Source organism: Agrobacterium cavarae, from assembly GCF_004310285.1.
Taxonomy (GTDB): domain Bacteria; phylum Pseudomonadota; class Alphaproteobacteria; order Rhizobiales; family Rhizobiaceae; genus Agrobacterium; species Agrobacterium cavarae.
Genome location: NZ_SISF01000013.1, coordinates 105,424 through 124,763, shown reverse-complemented (window position 1 = coordinate 124,763; position 19,340 = coordinate 105,424). Strand labels below are relative to the sequence as shown.

Genomic DNA, 19,340 nt, shown 5'->3' with positions numbered 1-19,340 from the left:
GCGCATCCCATACGATCAGCGCCCCAACCTCAGAGATATAATCATATGGCCCTTCGCAACATCGCGATCATCGCGCACGTTGACCATGGAAAAACGACACTTGTTGACGAGCTTCTGAAGCAGTCTGGTTCGTTCCGCGACAACCAGCGCGTTGCCGAGCGTGTTATGGATAGCAACGATCTGGAAAAGGAACGCGGCATCACCATTCTCGCCAAGGCGACCTCGGTTGAGTGGAAGGGTGTTCGTATCAACATCGTCGACACCCCCGGCCACGCCGACTTCGGTGGCGAAGTCGAGCGTATCCTCTCCATGGTGGACGGCGCGATCGTTCTGGTCGACAGCTCCGAAGGCCCGATGCCGCAGACGAAGTTCGTCGTCTCCAAGGCGCTGAAGGTCGGTCTTCGCCCGATCGTCGCGATCAACAAGATCGACCGTCCGGATGGCCGCCACGAAGAAGTCATCAACGAAGTCTTCGACCTTTTCGCCAATCTCGACGCGACGGACGAGCAGCTGGACTTCCCGATCCTGTACGGCTCCGGTCGTGATGGCTGGATGAACGTCAACCCGGAAGGTCCGAAGGATCAGGGTCTTGCACCGCTGCTCGATCTGGTTCTTGAGCACGTGCCTGAGCCTACGGTCGAAGAAGGTCCGTTCCGCATGATCGGCACGATCCTTGAGGCCAACAACTTCCTCGGCCGTATCATCACCGGCCGTATCGCGTCCGGCTCGATCAAGCCGAACCAGGCCGTCAAGGTTCTGGGCCAGGATGGCAAGACGATCGAAACCGGTCGTATTTCGAAGATCCTCGCTTTCCGTGGCATCGAGCGCACCGCGATCGAAGAAGCCCATGCAGGCGACATCGTCGCTATCGCCGGCCTTTCCAAGGGCACCGTCGCCGACACGTTCTGCGATCCTTCGGTCACCGAAGCCATGACCGCGCAGCCGATCGACCCGCCGACCGTCACCATGTCCTTCATCGTCAATGACAGCCCGCTGGCTGGCACCGAAGGCGACAAGGTCACGAGCCGCGTCATTCGCGACCGTCTGCTCAAGGAAGCCGAAGGCAACGTTGCGCTGAAGATCGAAGAAGCAGAAGGCAAGGACTCGTTCTTCGTGTCCGGCCGTGGCGAATTGCAGCTTGCGGTTCTGATCGAAACCATGCGTCGCGAAGGCTTCGAGCTTGCCGTGTCGCGTCCGCGCGTCGTGATGCACAAGGATGAGAACGGCACCCTGCTGGAGCCGATCGAAGAAGTCGTCATCGACGTCGATGAAGAGCATTCCGGTGTCGTCGTTCAGAAGATGTCCGAGCGCAAGGCTGAAATGGCCGAGCTTCGTCCTTCCGGTGGCAACCGCGTTCGTCTGAAGTTCTATGCGCCGACCCGTGGCCTGATCGGCTACCAGTCGGAACTGCTGACCGACACGCGCGGTACGGCCATCATGAACCGCCTGTTCCACGATTATCAGCCCTTCAAGGGTCAGATCGCAGGTCGCGTCAACGGCGTTCTGCTGTCGAACGGTTCGGGCGAAGCTGTCGCCTACGCCATGTTCAACCTGGAAGACCGTGGCCCGATGATCATCGAGCCGGGCGAAAAGGTTTATGCTGGTATGATCATCGGCATTCACACCCGCGACAACGATCTCGAGGTCAACGTGCTAAAGGGCAAGCAGCTCACCAACATCCGCGCCGCCGGCAAGGATGAAGCCGTGAAGCTGACGCCGCCGATCCGCATGACGCTTGATCGCGCGCTGTCCTGGATCCAGGACGACGAGCTGATGGAAGTGACGCCGAAGTCGCTTCGCCTTCGCAAGCTCTACCTCGATCCGAACGATCGCAAGCGCTTCGAAAAGGCCAAGATGGCCGGCTGATCGCCCTGCTATTAACCGTGTTTCCAAGAACCCGGCTTGAGCACGCCTCAAGCCGGGTTTTTCTTTGTCCGCGCGAATCAAGCCCGCTTGTCTCAATGGTAAAAAAAGCGTTAATCTTTTCCCCATCGTCCACATGATTAGGCTGTGGGTAAGCTTCCCGCCGTTAACCTTTATGGCTGGTAAGTTTTCATGGCCGGGGCCAGAATCGCGTTATGAAAACGTTATCCATCGATGTGCGCCGGGCTGAACCGGAAGACGCTGCCGCTATTGCAGAGACGCATCGGCTGTCTTGGGAGCAGGCCTATGCGGGACTTATTCCGCACAAGCCGCTCTGGCAGATGCTCGATCGCCGTGACGAGGACTGGTGGCGCCGTGCTGCCCGCGGTTCCGCCACGCTGCTGGTGGTCGAAGTGGCGGGCGTGGTCGCCGGTTACACGACGCTTGGCCTCAACCGTGCCCGCGGTCTTCCCTATGATGGCGAGATCTACGAGCTTTATCTGCGTCCGGAATATCAGGGCATCGGCCTTGGGACCGTCCTTTTCAAGGAAGGACGCCGCCTGTTGAAGTCGCTCGGCTGCAATGGCGTGGTGGCCTGGTGCCTCGAGGACAGCGATGTCGCCAGCCGCTTCTTCCGCTCTCACGGCGGCAAGGATATTGCCGAAGGCATGGAAGACTTCGCCGACAAGCAGCTGCGCAAGATCGGTTTCGCCTGGCGCTGACTGTTCTTCAAGCCGCGTCATGTGCGCGTTGACGCAAGTATGACGATTGGCCCGATCCCGTGACGCCGCCAGGGCACCTGTTAAGACTTCTCGCCCCTCGTTTCTTGTAACGCTCTCAATCCTTTAAGCTCAGCCCATTCTTGGTTCGACAAAAGCGCAAAGGTTGCGGCGGGCGATGTTGCAAAGCGCTGCCTTTCCCAGTATCGAGGATCAATCTCAACTCACCGAAATAAGGAAAGAGTATGCGTATTGATGCAATCTCCGTCGGCAAGAACCCGCCTGAAGACGTCAATGTGATCGTTGAAGTGCCGGTCGGCGGCCATCCTATCAAGTACGAGATGGACAAGGATGCTGGCGCACTGATCGTCGATCGCTTCCTCTACACGCCGATGACCTATCCGGGCAATTACGGCTTCGTGCCGCACACGCTGTCGGAAGATGGCGACCCGATCGATGTGTTGATCTGCAATACCCGCCCGCTGGTACCCGGCTGCGTCATCAATGTACGCCCGATCGGCGTGATGATCATGGAAGACGATGGCGGCAAGGACGAAAAAATCCTCGCGGTTCCGGCTCCCAAACTGACGCAGCGTTACGACAAGGTCAAAAACTACACCGACCTGCCGGACATCACGCTGAAGCAGATCGAGCACTTCTTCGAGCACTACAAGGATCTGGAGCCCGGCAAGTGGGTGAAGATGGGCGGCTGGCAGGATGTCGACGTTGCCAAGAAGCTGATCCTCGAAGCCGTCGAACGCTACAAGGCGCAGGGCTGATTTCAGCCAATCACCTTTTCAAGCTTACCTAAAAAATCCTCCGGTTCGCCATCGAGCCGGAGGATTTTTTTGCGCGATGTTTCGCCGGACACGAAACTGATCGATGACTTTGGGATCTTCAGCGTCTTTGACAGAAGCGCAATCAGCGCCTTGTTTGCCTTGCCGTCTTCCGGCACGGCGGTGACGCGGGCCTTGAGATAGGGCAGCCCTTCGGCATCCTTCTCCACGCCATCGATGGCATCACGCCCACCAGAGGGCGTGAGCCTCACTCTCAGCTCAATCTGCCGCGCGACGATCTTCCAGGGCTGGAGCGTCAAATGAAGAGCGAGATCAGGAAAGGTCTGATCGGATTTGCGATGATCATCTGAAGGAAGACAATGCCAAGCAGCACCACGAGCGGCGAAAGATCGATGCCACCCATGTTCGGAAGAACCCGGCGGATGGGGCGCAGAACCGGCTCGGTAGCCTGATACAGGAAGTTGCCGATCGCGTTTACGAACTGATTGGAGGAGTTGATGACATTGAATGCGTAGAGCCATGAGAAAATGGCGCTGGCGATCAAGATCCACCAGTAGATTTGCAACGCCAATAATATGATTGTAATCACCGCGTCGATAATGCCTACCATCAATGTCTCCTATGTTGTTGGCAGACATTTAGACATTACCACATGAGCCGACAAGTACCGTCACACGGAAGTGCGCGTTTAGAAAGTGTGTTGTCTTAGCGGCCTCTTTCCAAGGTGGGTAAAAAGCCGAAGACCAACCTTCGCTTTTGCTGCACCGAAAGCGTGACGGGATCTCTCACGCCAGCTCCCTTCTCTTTGCCACTCCAGCCTGCCGCGCGTCTTGGTCGCAAAACTGCTCTACACCGTCGCTCGACGCGGCTTAGATCGCGTCTGCGTCGGCCTCATCATGACCTTCAAGGTGCTTGTGGCTTGCCACCTGCTGGCGCTGCAGCACGCGGTCGCGCACGGAGACGCCAAGAAGCTCGGCGATGCGCCAGATGACATTGTCTTCCATCTCGTTGCGCTCGCCGTCTGCGTAGACGATGTCCCAGAGAATGCCGATGAGTTCGACGCGTTCCTGTTCGTTCAGGTGGCGGCGGATGTCGGTGGTGAAGCGGTAATAATCCACCGCCTCCTTGCCGGCTTCCTGCCCCGCATCCATGAGCGCATCCAGCTTGCCGGAACTGAGGTCATAATGCTCCTGCAGCAATTCGCGCAGGCGCTCACGCTCCACCTTGGACACCGTTCCGTCCGCTTCCATCACCTGAAAGCAAAGGGCGGCGATGGCAACGCGCAGGTCGTCGGGCGGAAAATCGCGAGACGTGTCGCCACTCGTCAGGCTTTGGAAGAAGGTCTGGATACGGTCGAGCATGGCTCTCCTTGAGCGTTAAAGGCTGCCTTAAAACAGATTGAGGCGGTTTTTTTCGTCCGCGGGGACAGAGGGTTTCTTGACACCCGGATCATCCGGCAAACCGCCGAAGAAAGGAACCGCTTCCCCGCTTTTTTCGATCACTGTGGTTTTTGGCGCAGCGGCCTTGGATGTCTGGGTCACCGGGGTCACGGGCTTTGCGGGTTCGGCCAGAGGGGCGCCCTCTGCTTTCTTCACGCCAGGGTCGTCCGGCGCGCCGCCGAAGAAGGGAACGACTTCCTCCGCTTTCGCCGAGGGCGTGACCTTTGCTGGTTCACCCGCTTGGACCTTGGGCTTTTGCGTTTCGACAACGGGATGAACCGTGGTCCTCGTCTCGGCCTTGGGCTCAACCTTCGGCTCGACGTGTGGCTTCGGCTCTGTTTTTACTGGAACCGGGATTTCGATGATGCGCTCACGAATTTCCTGCTGCGCCACGTCGGGAAGTGATGCGAGCGCGCTATCGACGCTCACATCTTCCACCGGGCCCTCCAGCTGGCCGAAGGGCGCCTTCCATTCGAAGGCATCGAGACGGCCGGAGACCGGCGAGACCGGATGCCATTTTTCCGAAACGATGCCGTCTGCCACCCAGGCCGGGTCGCGCGGCGCGCGCAGCGCCTGCGCCATCCAGTGACGCACACGGCCCTGATCGCCGGTCTCGGCCTCTTCGATATCGGCCAGCAGCAGGAAGACGCTTTCGCGTGGGGCGATGCGGGCGGCGGCTTGTGCCTTGGCTCTCGCCTTGTCGAAATCCTGCGCGGCCAATGCTGCCTGCGCCACGGCAAAGAGCGATTCGATATTGTTTGGCTTCAGGCTCTCCAGCCGCTCGGCGCGCTTCAGCCTGTCGATCGCCGTATCGCCGCTGCGCGCGCGAACATAAAGCTCGGCGATCTGTGGATGCGGCTCGGCCTTCCAGACGGGTTCCAGAATGGCGGCCGCCTTGCGCAGATTGTCTTCGCGGAGATAGGACTTGGCGGCGACGAGTGCTGCCGGCACGAGCGCCTTCGACAGTTTCAGTGCGGACTTTGCATCGTCGCGCGCACCCTTCGGGTCGATCTCGAACTTCTCTTCCGCCTTCGCGGTCAGAAGCACGGCCTTCAGGCGCTCGGCTTCGCCACGCTCGATGACGTGGGCGGCCTTCTGCTGGTCGAGCAGGCGGATCGCATCGTCCCACTCGCCACTGCGGCATTTGCTTTCCAGCGTCGCTTGCGCGGCCCAGGGCAGATAGGGCGCGTTTTTCGCCGCATCCTCGGCATATTGCGACGCCGCTTCATGCGCGCCTTGGCGGCGTGCCTCGATATAGAGGCCGCGAAGACCAAGTTCACGCGTCTCCGGGTCATTTGCCATAGCCTCGAATTTGCGGCGCGCGGCGTCATACTTGCCCTCGATCAGATCGGCCTGGGCTTCCAACAGATGGATCAGGGGCTCCTGATCGGCGCTGAGCAGACCCTGTGTTCTCGCGGTCATCTTGCGGGCCAGCAGGGCATTGCCGGCACCGGCAGCGATCAGGCCGGTCGACAGTGCCTGATAGCCTCGGTCGCGCTTGCGGGCGCGGAAGTAGCGGCGTGCGGCATGTGGGGAGTTCCACAGCGTGCTGATCATCCACCACAAGATCATAATGGCTGCAATGAGGGCGGCAACCATGGAGGCCGCCACCATCATGCTCATCTGTATCAGCTGCCCCTGCCATTCCAGCGACAGAACGCCCGGACGATCCGCCAGCCAGGCGAAGCCGACGGCGATGAGAAGGACGATGACGACGAAGCTAACGATTCTGGTCATGTCTTACCCCTGCTGGCCTGTGCTGCTGACGGCGCGGTTCAATGTGCTGTTGACGAGATCCTCGACCTGAATGCGTGCGTCCAGCGACTTCTTGTAATCGGCCGACGCCGTCTTGGCGGCTTCGGGAAGAGCATCCCATTCAAGGGCCGCACCCTTCAGGTCGCCATTCTGCAGCTTATCTTCCATGCGGGCGATCTTGGCATCGTCGCCCTCGCCCTCGACATTGCCGACAGGGCGCACCTTGACCAGCGACATGGCGCTGTTGGCCAGCCGGTCGAAAATGCCTTCATTCGGATCGGTCGGGCGAAGGGCCGTCAGCATGGCATTGGCGACATCGGGGAAACGACGCACCAGTTCCGCACGCGTCGGTACGCCGGTATTGGCGAAGGGGCGCAGCGCCTGGATTGCCGGATCGTCCGGCGTGACCTTGGACAGTGTATCGAGTTCCGTGAGGAAAGGACCGCCGCGATCGATCGCCGCCTTGAGTGCTGCCGAGGCAATGGCGCGCGCCACTTCGACATCGTCCCGAGGCTCGTTGATCTTGGTTTCTGCCGCGTCGAGCCGCTGCGTCAGCGACGCAATCTTCTGGTCTTCTGCTGCGCGCTCGGACTGCAAGGTCGAAACCGTGGTCTCAAGCTGGGAGATCTTAGCGCTGGCGTCGCCGCCGGATGCGGTGGAGCTTTCCAGTGCGGCAAGGCGCTGCTCGAGCGCAGACGTGTCAGCGGTCTGTCCTTTTGGTGTTTCGGCGATCTGCTGCTGCAGGCTGGCGACCTGAGATTTCAACGCGGCCAGTTCCGTCGACGAACCGCTATCGGCTGAACTGGACGGCAGGACGCCGGCATATTGCATGCTGCCTGCGGCCAGAAGCGCAATCAGGCCGCCGACAATGCCGGCGGCAATCAGGCCGGAATTGCCTTGCGGCTTCGCATCCCTCGATGGCGATGTGGTGGCTGCCGACGGCTTGCTGGCCGACGATGCGCTGGAGGATGTGGATGCCGTCGTCTGCGGCTTGAAGGGGTCGCTCTTTGAGGCGTCCTTCCCGAAGGTGCTCGATGTCGCTTTGGCGCTATCGGCAGCGCTGCTCGATGCAGCAGACGATGTGGTGGTGGAGGCTGCTGCCGTTGTCGCTTTCGGCGGCTCCTGCTTTACCGTCGCGTCCGTCTTCGCTGGGCCTTCGTCTTTCCCGGACGCGTCTTGCGGTTTTCCGACATTCGGCTCAGGCTCGATCGGCGATTTGGTTGGTTGGTCCCAGATCGGCTTCGGGTTCTCGGCTTTTGCTCCGTCCGCCACGCCGGTCGCTGGCGTGACGGGTTCGGGAGTGCTCGGTTCCGTCACCGGCTTTGCGTCACTTGATGCGCTTGTCGCCGTCGTATCCGCAGACGTGGATGGCTTGGTGGCGCTGACATCCGTCACGTCCTTGGCGTCCAGATCGATCGTGACCGGCTCGGTCTTGGATTTGGAGTGGCGTGGCGGCTTTCCGGATACCATGACAACCTCATTCTAGTCGTGTCTATTCCTCGGTCGCGGTGGCGACGTACCACCTTTCGGGAAGACGGGATCGCATGTCGCCACGCCCCAAACCTAGTCAGTGATGGTGGCAAAGGAAAGAGGCGAAAGGGAATTAGGTTCCAGCGCCCCTGTCCAGAAGCTGCAACATTGCGTGTTCGCTTGGCGTGGCGCTTGCACATGCGCGACTGCGATGCGGTGTCGGAACGACGTCCAGAAGCTTTTCGCTGATGCAGATGAAGCGGCTGGTGTGCAGAAGGGGCGCCAGATCATGGGCCTGGACAAGGTCAAAGAAGATCCGCGCGGTCTCGCGGGAATAGAGGAGAACCGCATCCGGCGGAATGTCGAGCACGGCCTGCAAGGCTGGCCCTTCCCACGAGACAGGCTGCATCTCGTAAATCTCGGCGATATCCAGCGTGATGACACTTGCCGCGAGTGTGTTTTCGAAGCCGCCCTCACGGGGCCGTCCGGCAAGATAGAGCACGTGCGCAGCAGGGCGTTTTGCCGATGATACTTGCCCGTCCGGCGTCAGTGTCGTCTTCACCAGATGGGCGAGTGCCGCGCCATCTCCCTCACCGGTAATCACGGTCTTAAATCCGCACTCGCGTGCCGCCTGGGCGGTTGCCGCACCCACGGCAAAAACCGGGCGGTCGAGATGGCCGGATAGATCGATGCCGGATGTGTCTAGGGCGCGAAGGGCCTCGGCGCTGGTGACGGCGAGAGCGTTGGGTTGGCGCGTCAGCGCCTCCCTTGCGGCTTGCGTCTTGTGCACCGCTTCGGTCAGCGGCATCAGGATGGGTTCGTGGCCGCGCTCGCGCAACAGCGTCGCCGTCTTCTGCCCCGAACGCATCGGACGGGTCACGACGACGCGCATGGCTCAGGTCCAGCTTTCGAAGAAGCTGGGACCGGCGGCGTGTCGCACCTTTTCGCCAGCCTGGCGGCCGAGCGTTTCGGCATCGGCAAGCGTGCCGGACACCTCGACGGCATGTTCGGTCTGCCCATCCGGTGTGAGGATGACGCCATGAAAGTGCAGGTCCTCCCCATGACAGGTGGCAAGCCCCGCAATCGGCGTGCGACAGGAGCCATCGAGAGCGGCTAGGAAGGCGCGTTCGCACATCACCGCATCATAGGTCGGCCCGTCATTGATGGCCGAGAGCAGATCTTGAATCCGGCTATCGCCGATGCGACATTCGATGCCGATGGCGCCTTGCGCGGGGGCAGGGGGGAACTCCTTCGGGTCCAGCAGTTCGGTCGGAACGTCGTCCTTGTTCAGCCGCTTCAGCCCGGCAAAGGCAAGCAGGGTGGCATCCGCCTGGCCTTCCGCCAGCTTGCGCAGTCTCGTATCGACCAGACCACGGAAGATGATGACCTCGAGGTCCGGGCGCAGGCGACGGATGAGCGCCTGACGGCGGAGCGACGCCGAGCCGACGATGGCGCCGTGCGGCAGTTCCAGGAGGCGAGGTGCAGTTCTGCCGATAAAGGCATCGCGCACGTCTTCGCGCGGCAGAAAGGCGCGCAGCTCCAGTCCGTCGGGTAGCCTGGTTGCCATGTCCTTGGACGAGTGAACGGCAAAGTCGAGATCGCCCGAGAGCAATTGCGCTTCCAGCTCTTCGGTGAACAGGCCCTTGCCGCCGATTTCGGACAGGGGGCGGTCGGTCATGCGGTCGCCCTTGGTCGCGAGCGGCACGATTTCGAACATCTCCGGGGCCAAGTCATGCGCCGCCGCCAGCCGGTCGCGCGTTTCGAACGCCTGCGCCAGTGCCAGCGGGCTACCGCGCGTGCCTATTCGGAAAGGTTTTGTTTGCATCCGCATCTATCCGTTGTTACCGGAGGTGTTCGTACCTAAGTTTCAAAAGCACCGCAATCAACGAACCGGCTGATGACCCCCTTTCTTCGTATCCTCGGCATAGAGACCAGTTGTGACGAAACCGCTGCATCTGTGGTGGTTCGGCATGCTGATGGCCGTGGTGAGATCGTCTCTGACGTCGTTTTGTCGCAGCTGGAAGAACACAGCGCCTATGGTGGCGTGGTACCGGAAATTGCCGCCCGCGCCCATGTGGAAGCCCTCGATACGCTGATCGAGGAAGCGCTCGCCAAGGCGGGCGTCACGCTGGGGCAAGTGGACGCGATTGCAGCCACCTCTGGGCCTGGTCTCATCGGCGGCTTGATCGTCGGGTTGATGACCGGCAAGGCAATTGCGAAGGCCGCGGGCAAGCCGCTTTATGCCATCAACCATCTGGAAGGCCATGCATTAACGGCGCGGCTGACGGACGGGCTTTCCTTCCCCTATCTGATGCTGCTCGTGTCCGGCGGTCATACCCAGCTGATCCTGGTTCGCGGTGTCGGCCAATATGAGCGCTGGGGAACGACCATCGACGATGCGCTCGGCGAAGCCTTCGACAAGACGGCCAAGCTGCTCGGTCTGCCCTATCCTGGTGGACCGGCAGTTGAGAAAGCGGCGAAGAATGGCAATCCCGATCGCTTCCCCCTGCCGCGCCCGATGGTAGGTGAAGCAAGGCTCGATTTCTCCTTTTCCGGTCTGAAGACGGCCGTGCGGCAGGCAGCCACTGCCATCGCCCCGCTTACAGATCAGGACATTGCCGATATCTGCGCCTCCTTCCAGAAGGCGGTATCGCGCACATTGCAGGACCGGATCGGGCGCGGGCTTCAGCGTTTCACCGAAACCTTCCCCTCCGTCGAGGGTGGACCGGCCCTCGTCGTTGCCGGTGGTGTCGCCGCCAATCAGGAGCTGCGCGGCACCTTGCAGGCGCTCTGCGACAAGCACCGCTTCCGCTTCATCGCCCCGCCGTTGTCGCTTTGCACCGATAATGCCGCGATGATCGCCTGGGCAGGATTGGAGCGCATGGCGCAAGGCATGGAGCCGGACAGTCTTGACACACAGCCGCGCTCGCGCTGGCCGCTCGATGCGGATGCGAAGACACTGGTCGGCTTTGGCAAGCGGGGAGCCAAGGCATGAGCAAGCGCGAAACCATCGTTGTCATCGGGTCCGGTGCCTTCGGCACGGCTATTGCGGTGGTGATTGCGCTGGAAAACCGCCATGACGTCACGCTGCTTGGCCGCGATCCGTCCTTGATGGCCGACCTGCAGGCCGATGGCGTGCATGATGCGGCGCTGCCGGGAATCGCGCTTCCCGATGCGCTGAACTATTCCGCCGAACCCGAAGTGCTGCGCAATGCCGGCATCGTGCTGTTTGCCATGCCCTCACAGGCGCAGGCGGATGCGGCGCGCCAATATGGTCCTTACCTGGCTAAGGATGCCGTGGTGATGACCTTGGCGAAAGGGATCGACCGCTCGTCCGGCTTGCTTCTCACACAAGTCTTGGAAGAGGAATTGCCGTCGCATCCTGTGGCCGTGCTTTCCGGGCCGGGCTTTGCCGCCGATATCGCCAAGGGGCTGCCGACAGCCATGGCGGTTGCAGCCAGCGACGCGGCACTTGCCGAGCACTTGGCGCAAACCATTTCCGGGCAGACCTTCCGGCTCTACGCCTCCACCGATCGCATCGGCGTGCAGCTTGGTGGCGCGCTGAAGAATGTGCTGGCGATCGCCGCCGGCATCGTCGAAGGGGCGGGGCTGGGTGAATCGGCGCGCGCGGCCTTGATTGCGCGCGGGCTTGCGGAAATGTCGCGGCTTGTCGTTGCCGTCGGCGGGCAGGCAGATACGGTGCGCGGGCTTTCCGGTCTCGGCGATCTTGTGCTGACCGCCACCAGCCACCAATCGCGCAATCTGCGCTTCGGCATATCGCTGGGGCAGGGGGACGCACCCTCGGCCTTCCATGGCGGGCTGGTGGAGGGCGCCTACGCCGCCTCCGTTGCGTCCCGGCTTGCCGCCGACCACAAGATCGACATGCCCGTCACCGATGCCGTTGCGGCGATCATCGACGGGCGGCTGGACATTCGCACTGCCATGCGACAATTGATGACACGGCCCATCACCACCGAATAGGGACTGGGCAAAAGAGGAGAAGACAATGCTGTTTGCCTTTATCTGCAAGGACAAGCCTGGCCATCTGAATGTGCGCATGGATACCCGCCCTGCACATCTGGAGCATCTCAACAAGCTCAACGCCGAAGGCACGCTGAAGATCGCCGGCCCGTTTCTTGATGCGGATGGCAAGCCGAATGGCAGCCTGGTGATCGTCGAAGCCGCCGATATCGATGTCGCACGTGCCCTTGCCGATGCCGATCCCTATGCCAAGGCGGGTCTTTTCGAAAGCGTCGATGTGAAGCCCTATAATTGGGTCTTCAACAATCCGGCTGCGTAAGGACTAAGCACGACATGGCGAATTACTGGCTATTCAAATCCGAACCCGACACCTGGTCCTGGGAACAGCAGAAGGCCAAGGGCGAGGCTGGCGAGGAATGGACCGGCGTGCGGAACTATCAGGCGCGCAACAACATGCGGGCGATGAAACTTGGCGACAAGGGCTTCTTCTATCACTCCAATGAGGGGCTGGAAGTCGTCGGCATCGTCGAGGTCTGCGAGTTGTCGAAGCCGGATTCCTCTGCAGAGGGGGATGCGCGCTGGGACTGCGTGCACATCAAGGCGGTCCGCGACGTGCCGAAGCCCGTGACCTTGAAGGCAGTAAAGGCCAATCCGAAGCTTGCCGACATGTCGCTCGTCACCTCCATGCGGCTTTCCGTCCAGCCGGTGACGGAAGACGAATATCTGGAAGTCTGCCATATGGCAGGCGTCGACAAGCCACCGCGCTCGCCAGACTGATCCAGACCTTGAAGACCGCGCCAGACGCCTTCATCCGCGCCAATACGACCATCATGGCACCGCCGCATGTTCCAGAGCTTCGCCTCCATCTGGCAAGCGAAGCGCATGATCTGTGGTTGAAGACGGAAGAAGAGCTGGAAGAGATCGGCCTGCCGCCGCCCTTCTGGGCCTTTGCCTGGGCCGGCGGGCAGGGGCTGGCGCGCTATGTTCTCGATAATCCCGATATCGTGCGCGGCAAGCGGGTCGTCGATTTCGCCAGCGGCTCCGGGATGGTGGCGATTGCCGCGGCCCTTGCCGGTGCGGCACACGTGCTGGCGGTCGATATCGATCCCTGGGCAAAGAGTGCGGTTATGCTGAATGCTGTCGTCAACGGCGTCACGATCGACGTGATCTCAGATGATGTCATCGGCAAGGATCTCGACGCCGACGTGTTGCTTGCTGGTGATGTGTTTTACGACAAGGGATTTGCCGATGCGCTGATCCCATGGTTTTCAACCATCACGTCCAAGGGCGTTGCCGTGCTGGTCGGTGATCCAGGCCGTGCCTATCTGCCCAAGACGAAGCTGACCGCCTGCGCCACCTATCAGGTGCCGGTGACGCGGGCGCTGGAGGATAGCGAAGTCAAGCAGACGACCGTCTGGCGTCTGTCCTGACTGCCGAAAGCCCTTAAGGACGGATGACGCAGACGCCTGCTTCATAATGGCAGCTGTCATTGAATGTGCGCTGGTTCACGTGGATGATGCGCGGCTCGATGGTGCTTCGACGATAATCATCCGGCAGATAGGCGCCGCCGCTTTGGGCGTAGAAGTAGTTGCCGTTGCCGGGAAACCGCGCTGCCGTCAGTCCGCCCGCATAGGTGCCGATGCCTCTGACATGGGAAGGCAGACCATAGCCACCGACCACGGAGGGCTGTGAGTCACCGTATCTCTGATAGGAGCGGTGGTCGCGATGATAGTCGTTTGCGGTCGCCAGAGAAGGGGAACCAACGGCGATCAGGAGAGTTGGAATGATCCAGGATGCCTGCTTGAACATGATCTTCTCCATCCAGTTTTTAAGCTTCCCGTTCAATCGGAAAGGCTGCTTTTATTTTACGTTTACGTAAATTAAATCGAATGCTGACGTTTGGAAACGCTCGACATTTTATTTTCGATCCAGAGAATCACGCAGAATTTTTTAGACCACAATCGATTAAATTCAAAACGGTTGCCGATTGTACTTGTCGTGATGCTCTCCTGCGATTAAAGGTCGCGCTTGGTGCAATGCACATTCTTTCGTCATGTGCGTTGTTTGGGGGCGCCCGGCTATCATCGGCGCCAGGAAACGCCGTGAGGTTCATATGGCGAACACGACAAACAATCGGCCTTTGTCGCCGCATCTTCAAATCTACAAGCCAATTCCGACAATGGTTGCGTCGATTGTACACCGTATCACCGGTGGCGCACTCTATTTCGGCACGCTTCTCGTTGCCTGGTGGCTGATTGCGACCGCCTCCGGCGTCGACGCTTATGCCTGGGTACAGTGGGCCATGAGTTCGCTGATCGGCAAGCTGGTCCTGATCGGCTATACCTGGGCGCTGGTTCACCACATGCTGGGCGGTCTTCGCCACTTCATGTGGGACCTGGGCCATGGCTTCGACAAGCATTTCACCACCAAGCTCGCCAAGGCGTCCTTCGTCGCGTCGATCTGTCTGACCGCGCTGATCTGGGTTGTCGCCCTGATCGTGCGCTGAGGAGATAACATCATGGATATGCGCACCCCTCTCGGCAAGGTTCGCGGTCTCGGTTCGGCCAAGGAAGGCACCGAGCATTTCTGGCGCCAGCGCGTGACGGCCGTTGCCAACGTGCCGCTGCTGATCTTCTTCGTCGGTTTCCTCGTCATGTATGGCGGCGCACCCTACGAGGTCGTCGTTTCGGCTCTGTCGAACCCGCTTGTCGCGGTGACCATGGGCCTCGTCGTCATTTCCGGCCTCATCCACATGAAGCTCGGCATGCAGGTCATCATCGAGGACTATGTGCATGCGGAAGTTCCGAAGCTGGTTCTTCTGATGCTGAACACCTTCTTCGCGGTGGCCGTCGGCGGTCTCTGTCTCTTCGCCGTTCTGAAAATCGCATTCGCAGGATAATCCGTCATGGCACCGAACAGTTCACCCTCCCAGAACGGCAAGGCCTATACTTACGTCGATCACTCCTATGACGTCATCGTCGTGGGTGCTGGCGGCGCTGGTCTGCGCGCCACGCTCGGCATGGCCGAGCAGGGCTTCAAGACCGCCTGCATCACCAAGGTTTTCCCGACCCGTTCGCACACCGTTGCCGCCCAGGGCGGCATCGCCGCCTCGCTCGTCAACATGACGCCCGACTGTTGGCAGTGGCACCTATACGACACCGTCAAGGGTTCCGACTGGCTCGGCGACGTGGACGCCATGCAGTATCTCGCCATGGAAGCGCCAAAGGCGGTCTATGAGCTCGAGCATTATGGCGTGCCCTTCTCGCGTAACGCCGAAGGCAAGATCTACCAGCGCCCGTTTGGCGGTCACATGCAGAATTACGGCGAAGGCCCGCCGGTACAGCGCACCTGCGCTGCCGCCGACCGTACTGGCCATGCAATTCTGCACACGCTCTATGGCCAGTCGCTGCGCAACAATGCGGAATTCTTCATCGAGTATTTCGCGCTCGACCTGATCATGTCGGATGACGGCCGCTGCACCGGCGTCGTTGCCTGGAACCTCGACGACGGCACCATTCACCGTTTCTCCGCCAAGATGGTCGTTCTGGCGACCGGCGGTTACGGTCGCGCCTATTTCTCCGCCACCTCCGCGCATACCTGCACGGGTGATGGCGGCGGCATGATTGCACGCGCCGGCCTTCCGCTTCAGGATATGGAGTTCGTTCAGTTCCACCCGACTGGCATTTACGGCGCAGGCTGCCTGATCACCGAAGGCGCGCGCGGCGAAGGCGGCTATCTGGTCAACTCTGAAGGCGAGCGCTTCATGGAGCGTTACGCTCCGTCTGCCAAGGACCTGGCATCGCGCGACGTCGTGTCGCGCTGCATGACCATGGAAATCCGCGAAGGCCGAGGTGTGGGCAAGAACAAGGACCACATCTTCCTCCACCTCGATCACCTTGATCCGGCGGTTCTGCATGAGCGTCTTCCGGGCATTTCCGAAAGCGCCAAGATCTTCGCTGGCGTGGACGTGACGCGCGAACCGATCCCGGTTCTGCCGACGGTTCACTACAATATGGGCGGCATTCCGACCAACTATTGGGGTGAAGTGCTGAACGCCGACAGCGAAAACCCTGGTCGCATCGCACCTGGCCTGATGGCTGTTGGCGAAGCAGGCTGCGCCTCGGTTCACGGTGCAAACCGTCTTGGCTCCAACTCGCTGATCGACCTCGTGGTCTTCGGTCGTGCGGCCGCCATTCGCGCCGCCCAGGTCATCAACCGCGAGGAGCCGGTACCTGCGCTCAACATTGCTGCCTGCGACAAGATCATGGATCGCTTCGATCGCCTGCGCAACGCCAGCGGCAGCACGCCGACGGCCGTGCTTCGGGACAAGATGCAGCGCGCCATGCAGGAAGACGCCGCTGTGTTCCGCACGCAGGAATCGCTTGCCAATGGCTGCGAACGTCTCTCCGCCATCTGGAAGGAACTTCCCGATGTGAAGGTGACCGACCGCTCGATGGTGTGGAATTCCGATCTGGTGGAAACGCTGGAACTGGAAAACCTGATGGCCAACGCCATCACCACGGTCTACGGCGCGGAAGCCCGCAAGGAAAGCCGCGGCTCGCATGCGCGCGAGGACTATACCGATGGTCCTTTCGCCGGCCGCGACGACGTCAACTGGCGCAAGCACACGCTGGCCTGGGTCAGCGAAGCGGGCGACGTCAAGCTCGACTACCGTCCGGTTCACACCGAACTCATCGCCGATGGCATCGATCCCAAAAAGATCGAGCCAAAAGCACGCGTCTATTGATTTGAGAGGTATTGGACATGGTTGAACTTGCTCTCCCCAAAAACTCTCAGATGACCGAAGGCAAGGTCTGGCCGAAGCCGGCAGGCGCGAAGAATATTCGCGAATACCGGATCTATCGCTGGAACCCTGACGACGGCCAGAACCCGCGCATCGATACCTATTACATCGATATCGATGATTGCGGCCCGATGGTTCTCGATGCGCTTTTGTACATCAAGAACAAGATCGATCCGACGCTCACACTTCGCCGTTCCTGTCGTGAAGGCATTTGCGGTTCCTGCGCGATGAATATCGACGGCACGAATACGCTCGCCTGCACCAAGGGCATGGAAGAGATCAACGGCACGGTAAAGGTCTATCCTCTGCCGCATATGCCGGTGGTCAAGGACCTGGTGCCGGATCTGTCGAACTTCTACGCACAGCACCGCTCGATCGAGCCGTGGCTGAAGACTGTATCTCCACCGCCTGCGAAGGAATGGAAGCAGAGCCACGAAGACCGCCAGAAGCTGGATGGTCTTTACGAGTGCATTCTATGCGCCTGCTGCTCCACGTCCTGTCCCAGCTACTGGTGGAATGGCGACCGTTATCTTGGTCCGGCCGTTCTGCTGCAGGCCTATCGCTGGCTGATCGACAGCCGCGACGAAGCAACCGGCGAGCGTCTCGACAATCTCGAAGACCCTTTCCGTCTGTATCGCTGCCACACGATCATGAACTGCGCGCAAGCCTGCCCCAAGGGTCTGAACCCTGCCAAGGCGATTGCCGAGATCAAGAAGATGATGGTCGAGCGTCGCGTGTGACGGTCGCCTTGTATCTGTAATGTTCGCAAGCCGCGGCCACAGGTCGCGGCTTCTTCATTCGAAAGCGGCGAAGAATTTTCCTAAAATGCCGTCGAAATGGCAATTATCGTTGCCGCGTCTTGCCTTAGCTAAGGCTTTGGTAATAATTCGGCCGCTTTGTGTAACCATGAATTTTCCGAAGCGACGAGAATCGGGAGCTTGAGATGCAAGTTAGATATGTGGTGACGGGCCTTGCGGTCGTTATCGGCCTCGCCGGTTGCCAGCGTACCTCTTACGATTATAGCAGCAATTCGAATGCGGGTCCCGGCTATACGCCGCCGCTTCAGGCGCAGCCAGTTCCATCGGTCCAGTCCGGCGCGCTTCCTCCTCCCGGTGGTTCTTCCCAGTTCCCGACGGCTCCGACGGCAACGCCGCCCGGCAGCGCCACTGTCGCAGCGGGTGCGCCGACGACGGCTCTGGATGTGACCAAGGAATCGATGGTCGGCAACTGGCGTGTGTCCAATGGCGGCGCCAATTGCGATATGTTCCTGACGCTCACCAATCTCGGCAGCGGTTCGCGCGGCGGTACGCGCGGTTGCACCGGCGACCTGACAGCCATGGGCTCCTGGGAAGTCTCGGGCAAGATGGTCCAGTTCAAGAACCGTCAAGGCGATACGATCGGTCGCGTCTACAAGACCTCCGATGCCCGTTACGACGGTACGACCAATAACGGCCAGCCTCTGAGTCTGAGCCGATAACAGATCGACGGGGAGCGCGCGTCTGCTGTAAGCGACGTGCGCTTCGCGCGCGGGGTCTTTCTCCATGCAGCGAGTGCCGGACTACAACCATAGTGTCGTTGAGCAACTCAACGCATTGACGGCGTCCGGCGAGTTGAAGGCCGATGCCGCCCAACTCGGCGTTGCGGCCCATCTCGACAGAATCCTCTCCGACCTGAAACTGCGCAAGCCCGCGAAGAAGAAGAGCGCGCTTGGCTGGATGTTTGCCCGCAAGGCCGCCGCCTCGCCGTCCGTCAAGGGGCTTTATGTCCATGGCAGCGTCGGGCGCGGCAAGACGATGCTGATGGACATGTTCTTCCAGATGGCGCCGGTGGAGAAGAAGCGCCGCTGCCATTTCCATGAATTCATGGCCGATGTGCATAATCGCGTCCACGCACACCGGCAGAAGCTGAAGAACGGCGAGACCAAACAGGCCGATCCCATTCCGCCGGTCGCCGCGCAATTGCTTGCCGAAGCCGAACTGCTCTGCTTCGACGAATTCACCGTCACGGACATTGCCGACGCGATGATCCTTGCGCGGCTCTTCACCGAGCTATTCGCCAATGGCTGTACGCTGGTCACCACCTCCAATGTCGTCCCGGACAATCTCTACAAGGACGGCCTCAATCGTGGTCTCTTCCTGCCGTTCATCGATCTCCTCAAGCAGAATGTCGACGTCGTTTCGCTCGATAGCCCGATCGATTACCGCATGGAGAAGGTCAAAAGCCTGCCCGTCTATGTGACGCCGCTCGATGGCGCTGCCGATCAGGCGATGGACATGGCCTGGCATCATCTGACTGCAGGTCAGGTCGTTGCGCCAGTGGAGATCGAGATGAAGGGTCGCGTTGTTCTCGTGCCGCGCGCGGCGGGACGGGTGGCGCGCTTCACCTTCCGCGATCTTTGCGAGAAGCCGCTCGGCGCGTCCGATTTTCTGGCCATTGCCGATCGCTTCGATACCGTCTTCATCGATCATATTCCGCTGCTGAGCGCGGACCGCCGCAATGAGACCAAACGGTT

22 protein-coding genes are annotated in these 19,340 nt (G+C 60.5%); 14 read left to right on the top strand and 8 right to left on the bottom strand.

The genetic code is table 11. From position 1 onward, the window contains the following. The first annotated feature begins 45 nt into the window (after positions 1 to 45). From typA to ppa, 3 genes are all read left to right on the top strand, one after another. The gene (gene typA, locus EYC79_RS00555; protein ID WP_062424909.1) at positions 46 to 1,866 is read left to right on the top strand and encodes a translational GTPase TypA; all 1,821 of its coding nucleotides are present in this window, start codon (positions 46 to 48) and stop codon (positions 1,864 to 1,866) included. A gap of 212 nt (positions 1,867 to 2,078) precedes the next feature. After that, a complete protein-coding gene (locus EYC79_RS00550) occupies positions 2,079 to 2,585 on the top strand; it encodes a GNAT family N-acetyltransferase (RefSeq protein WP_062597372.1) in 507 nt (168 codons plus the stop codon). Positions 2,586 to 2,827: 242 nt separating this feature from the next. After that, positions 2,828 to 3,361 (top strand): inorganic diphosphatase, encoded by a 534-nt coding sequence (gene ppa, locus EYC79_RS00545; protein ID WP_062424907.1) that lies wholly within the window; start codon positions 2,828 to 2,830, stop codon positions 3,359 to 3,361. A 2-nt stretch (positions 3,362 to 3,363) separates the two neighbouring features. Here ppa and EYC79_RS23360 read toward each other — a convergent pair whose 3' ends face one another. From EYC79_RS23360 to hemC, 7 genes are all read right to left on the bottom strand, one after another. Further along, positions 3,364 to 3,657: a DUF167 family protein gene (locus EYC79_RS23360; RefSeq protein ID WP_205654275.1), complete on the bottom strand. Its 294-nt coding sequence runs from the start codon at positions 3,655 to 3,657 to the stop codon at positions 3,364 to 3,366. 17 nt (positions 3,658 to 3,674) lie between these two features. Beyond that, complete coding sequence (locus EYC79_RS23355) at positions 3,675 to 3,989, bottom strand: YggT family protein (RefSeq protein WP_062444372.1); 315 nt, start codon at positions 3,987 to 3,989, stop codon at positions 3,675 to 3,677. A 259-nt stretch (positions 3,990 to 4,248) separates the two neighbouring features. Next, positions 4,249 to 4,740 carry a tellurite resistance TerB family protein gene (locus EYC79_RS00535; RefSeq protein ID WP_062424904.1) on the bottom strand — a complete coding sequence of 164 codons (492 nt, stop codon included), beginning with the start codon at positions 4,738 to 4,740 and terminating at the stop codon, positions 4,249 to 4,251. Between the two features lie 27 nt (positions 4,741 to 4,767). Then, positions 4,768 to 6,555: a heme biosynthesis protein HemY gene (locus EYC79_RS00530; protein WP_130976860.1), complete on the bottom strand. Its 1,788-nt coding sequence runs from the start codon at positions 6,553 to 6,555 to the stop codon at positions 4,768 to 4,770. Between the two features lie 3 nt (positions 6,556 to 6,558). Continuing rightward, positions 6,559 to 8,043 carry a COG4223 family protein gene (locus tag EYC79_RS00525; RefSeq protein ID WP_130976859.1) on the bottom strand — a complete coding sequence of 495 codons (1,485 nt, stop codon included), beginning with the start codon at positions 8,041 to 8,043 and terminating at the stop codon, positions 6,559 to 6,561. Positions 8,044 to 8,176: 133 nt separating this feature from the next. Beyond that, entirely contained in the window at positions 8,177 to 8,935 is a 759-nt protein-coding gene (locus tag EYC79_RS00520) for a uroporphyrinogen-III synthase (RefSeq protein ID WP_130976858.1), read from the bottom strand. Between the two features lie 3 nt (positions 8,936 to 8,938). After that, a complete protein-coding gene (hemC, locus tag EYC79_RS00515; RefSeq protein ID WP_130976857.1) occupies positions 8,939 to 9,868 on the bottom strand; it encodes a hydroxymethylbilane synthase in 930 nt (309 codons plus the stop codon). 72 nt (positions 9,869 to 9,940) lie between these two features. Here hemC and tsaD point away from each other — a divergent pair, with 72 nt between their 5' ends. The 5 genes from tsaD to EYC79_RS00490 are packed head-to-tail and all read left to right on the top strand — an operon-like array spanning position 9,941 to position 13,454. Beyond that, complete coding sequence (tsaD, locus tag EYC79_RS00510) at positions 9,941 to 11,038, top strand: tRNA (adenosine(37)-N6)-threonylcarbamoyltransferase complex transferase subunit TsaD (RefSeq protein ID WP_130976856.1); 1,098 nt, start codon at positions 9,941 to 9,943, stop codon at positions 11,036 to 11,038. Beyond that, complete coding sequence (locus tag EYC79_RS00505; protein WP_130976855.1) at positions 11,035 to 12,024, top strand: NAD(P)H-dependent glycerol-3-phosphate dehydrogenase; 990 nt, start codon at positions 11,035 to 11,037, stop codon at positions 12,022 to 12,024. Before tsaD ends, EYC79_RS00505 begins: the two co-directional genes overlap by 4 nt. Positions 12,025 to 12,049: 25 nt before the next feature. After that, complete coding sequence (locus tag EYC79_RS00500) at positions 12,050 to 12,343, top strand: YciI-like protein (RefSeq protein WP_130976854.1); 294 nt, start codon at positions 12,050 to 12,052, stop codon at positions 12,341 to 12,343. A gap of 14 nt (positions 12,344 to 12,357) precedes the next feature. Beyond that, positions 12,358 to 12,801: an EVE domain-containing protein gene (locus EYC79_RS00495; protein ID WP_130976853.1), complete on the top strand. Its 444-nt coding sequence runs from the start codon at positions 12,358 to 12,360 to the stop codon at positions 12,799 to 12,801. Positions 12,802 to 12,809: 8 nt separating this feature from the next. Beyond that, positions 12,810 to 13,454: a class I SAM-dependent methyltransferase gene (locus EYC79_RS00490; RefSeq protein WP_130976852.1), complete on the top strand. Its 645-nt coding sequence runs from the start codon at positions 12,810 to 12,812 to the stop codon at positions 13,452 to 13,454. Between the two features lie 13 nt (positions 13,455 to 13,467). On the opposite strand, the gene EYC79_RS00485 is transcribed toward EYC79_RS00490, so the two are convergent. Then, positions 13,468 to 13,833: a hypothetical protein gene (locus EYC79_RS00485; protein WP_130976851.1), complete on the bottom strand. Its 366-nt coding sequence runs from the start codon at positions 13,831 to 13,833 to the stop codon at positions 13,468 to 13,470. 304 nt (positions 13,834 to 14,137) lie between these two features. Here EYC79_RS00485 and sdhC point away from each other — a divergent pair, with 304 nt between their 5' ends. From sdhC to zapE, 6 genes are all read left to right on the top strand, one after another. Beyond that, entirely contained in the window at positions 14,138 to 14,530 is a 393-nt protein-coding gene (sdhC, locus tag EYC79_RS00480; protein WP_062424894.1) for a succinate dehydrogenase, cytochrome b556 subunit, read from the top strand. Positions 14,531 to 14,542: 12 nt separating this feature from the next. Beyond that, positions 14,543 to 14,923, top strand: a complete 381-nt coding sequence (gene sdhD / locus EYC79_RS00475) for a succinate dehydrogenase, hydrophobic membrane anchor protein (RefSeq protein ID WP_062424893.1) — start codon at positions 14,543 to 14,545, stop codon at positions 14,921 to 14,923. 6 nt (positions 14,924 to 14,929) lie between these two features. Further along, complete coding sequence (sdhA, locus tag EYC79_RS00470; RefSeq protein ID WP_062424892.1) at positions 14,930 to 16,771, top strand: succinate dehydrogenase flavoprotein subunit; 1,842 nt, start codon at positions 14,930 to 14,932, stop codon at positions 16,769 to 16,771. A gap of 17 nt (positions 16,772 to 16,788) precedes the next feature. Then, positions 16,789 to 17,568: a succinate dehydrogenase iron-sulfur subunit gene (locus tag EYC79_RS00465; RefSeq protein WP_062424891.1), complete on the top strand. Its 780-nt coding sequence runs from the start codon at positions 16,789 to 16,791 to the stop codon at positions 17,566 to 17,568. Positions 17,569 to 17,771: 203 nt separating this feature from the next. Then, positions 17,772 to 18,305 carry a protease inhibitor Inh/omp19 family protein gene (locus EYC79_RS00460; RefSeq protein ID WP_062424890.1) on the top strand — a complete coding sequence of 178 codons (534 nt, stop codon included), beginning with the start codon at positions 17,772 to 17,774 and terminating at the stop codon, positions 18,303 to 18,305. A gap of 64 nt (positions 18,306 to 18,369) precedes the next feature. Beyond that, positions 18,370 to 19,340: cell division protein ZapE (gene zapE / locus EYC79_RS00455; RefSeq protein WP_245495154.1), on the top strand; the 971-nt coding region annotated here is incomplete at its 3' end.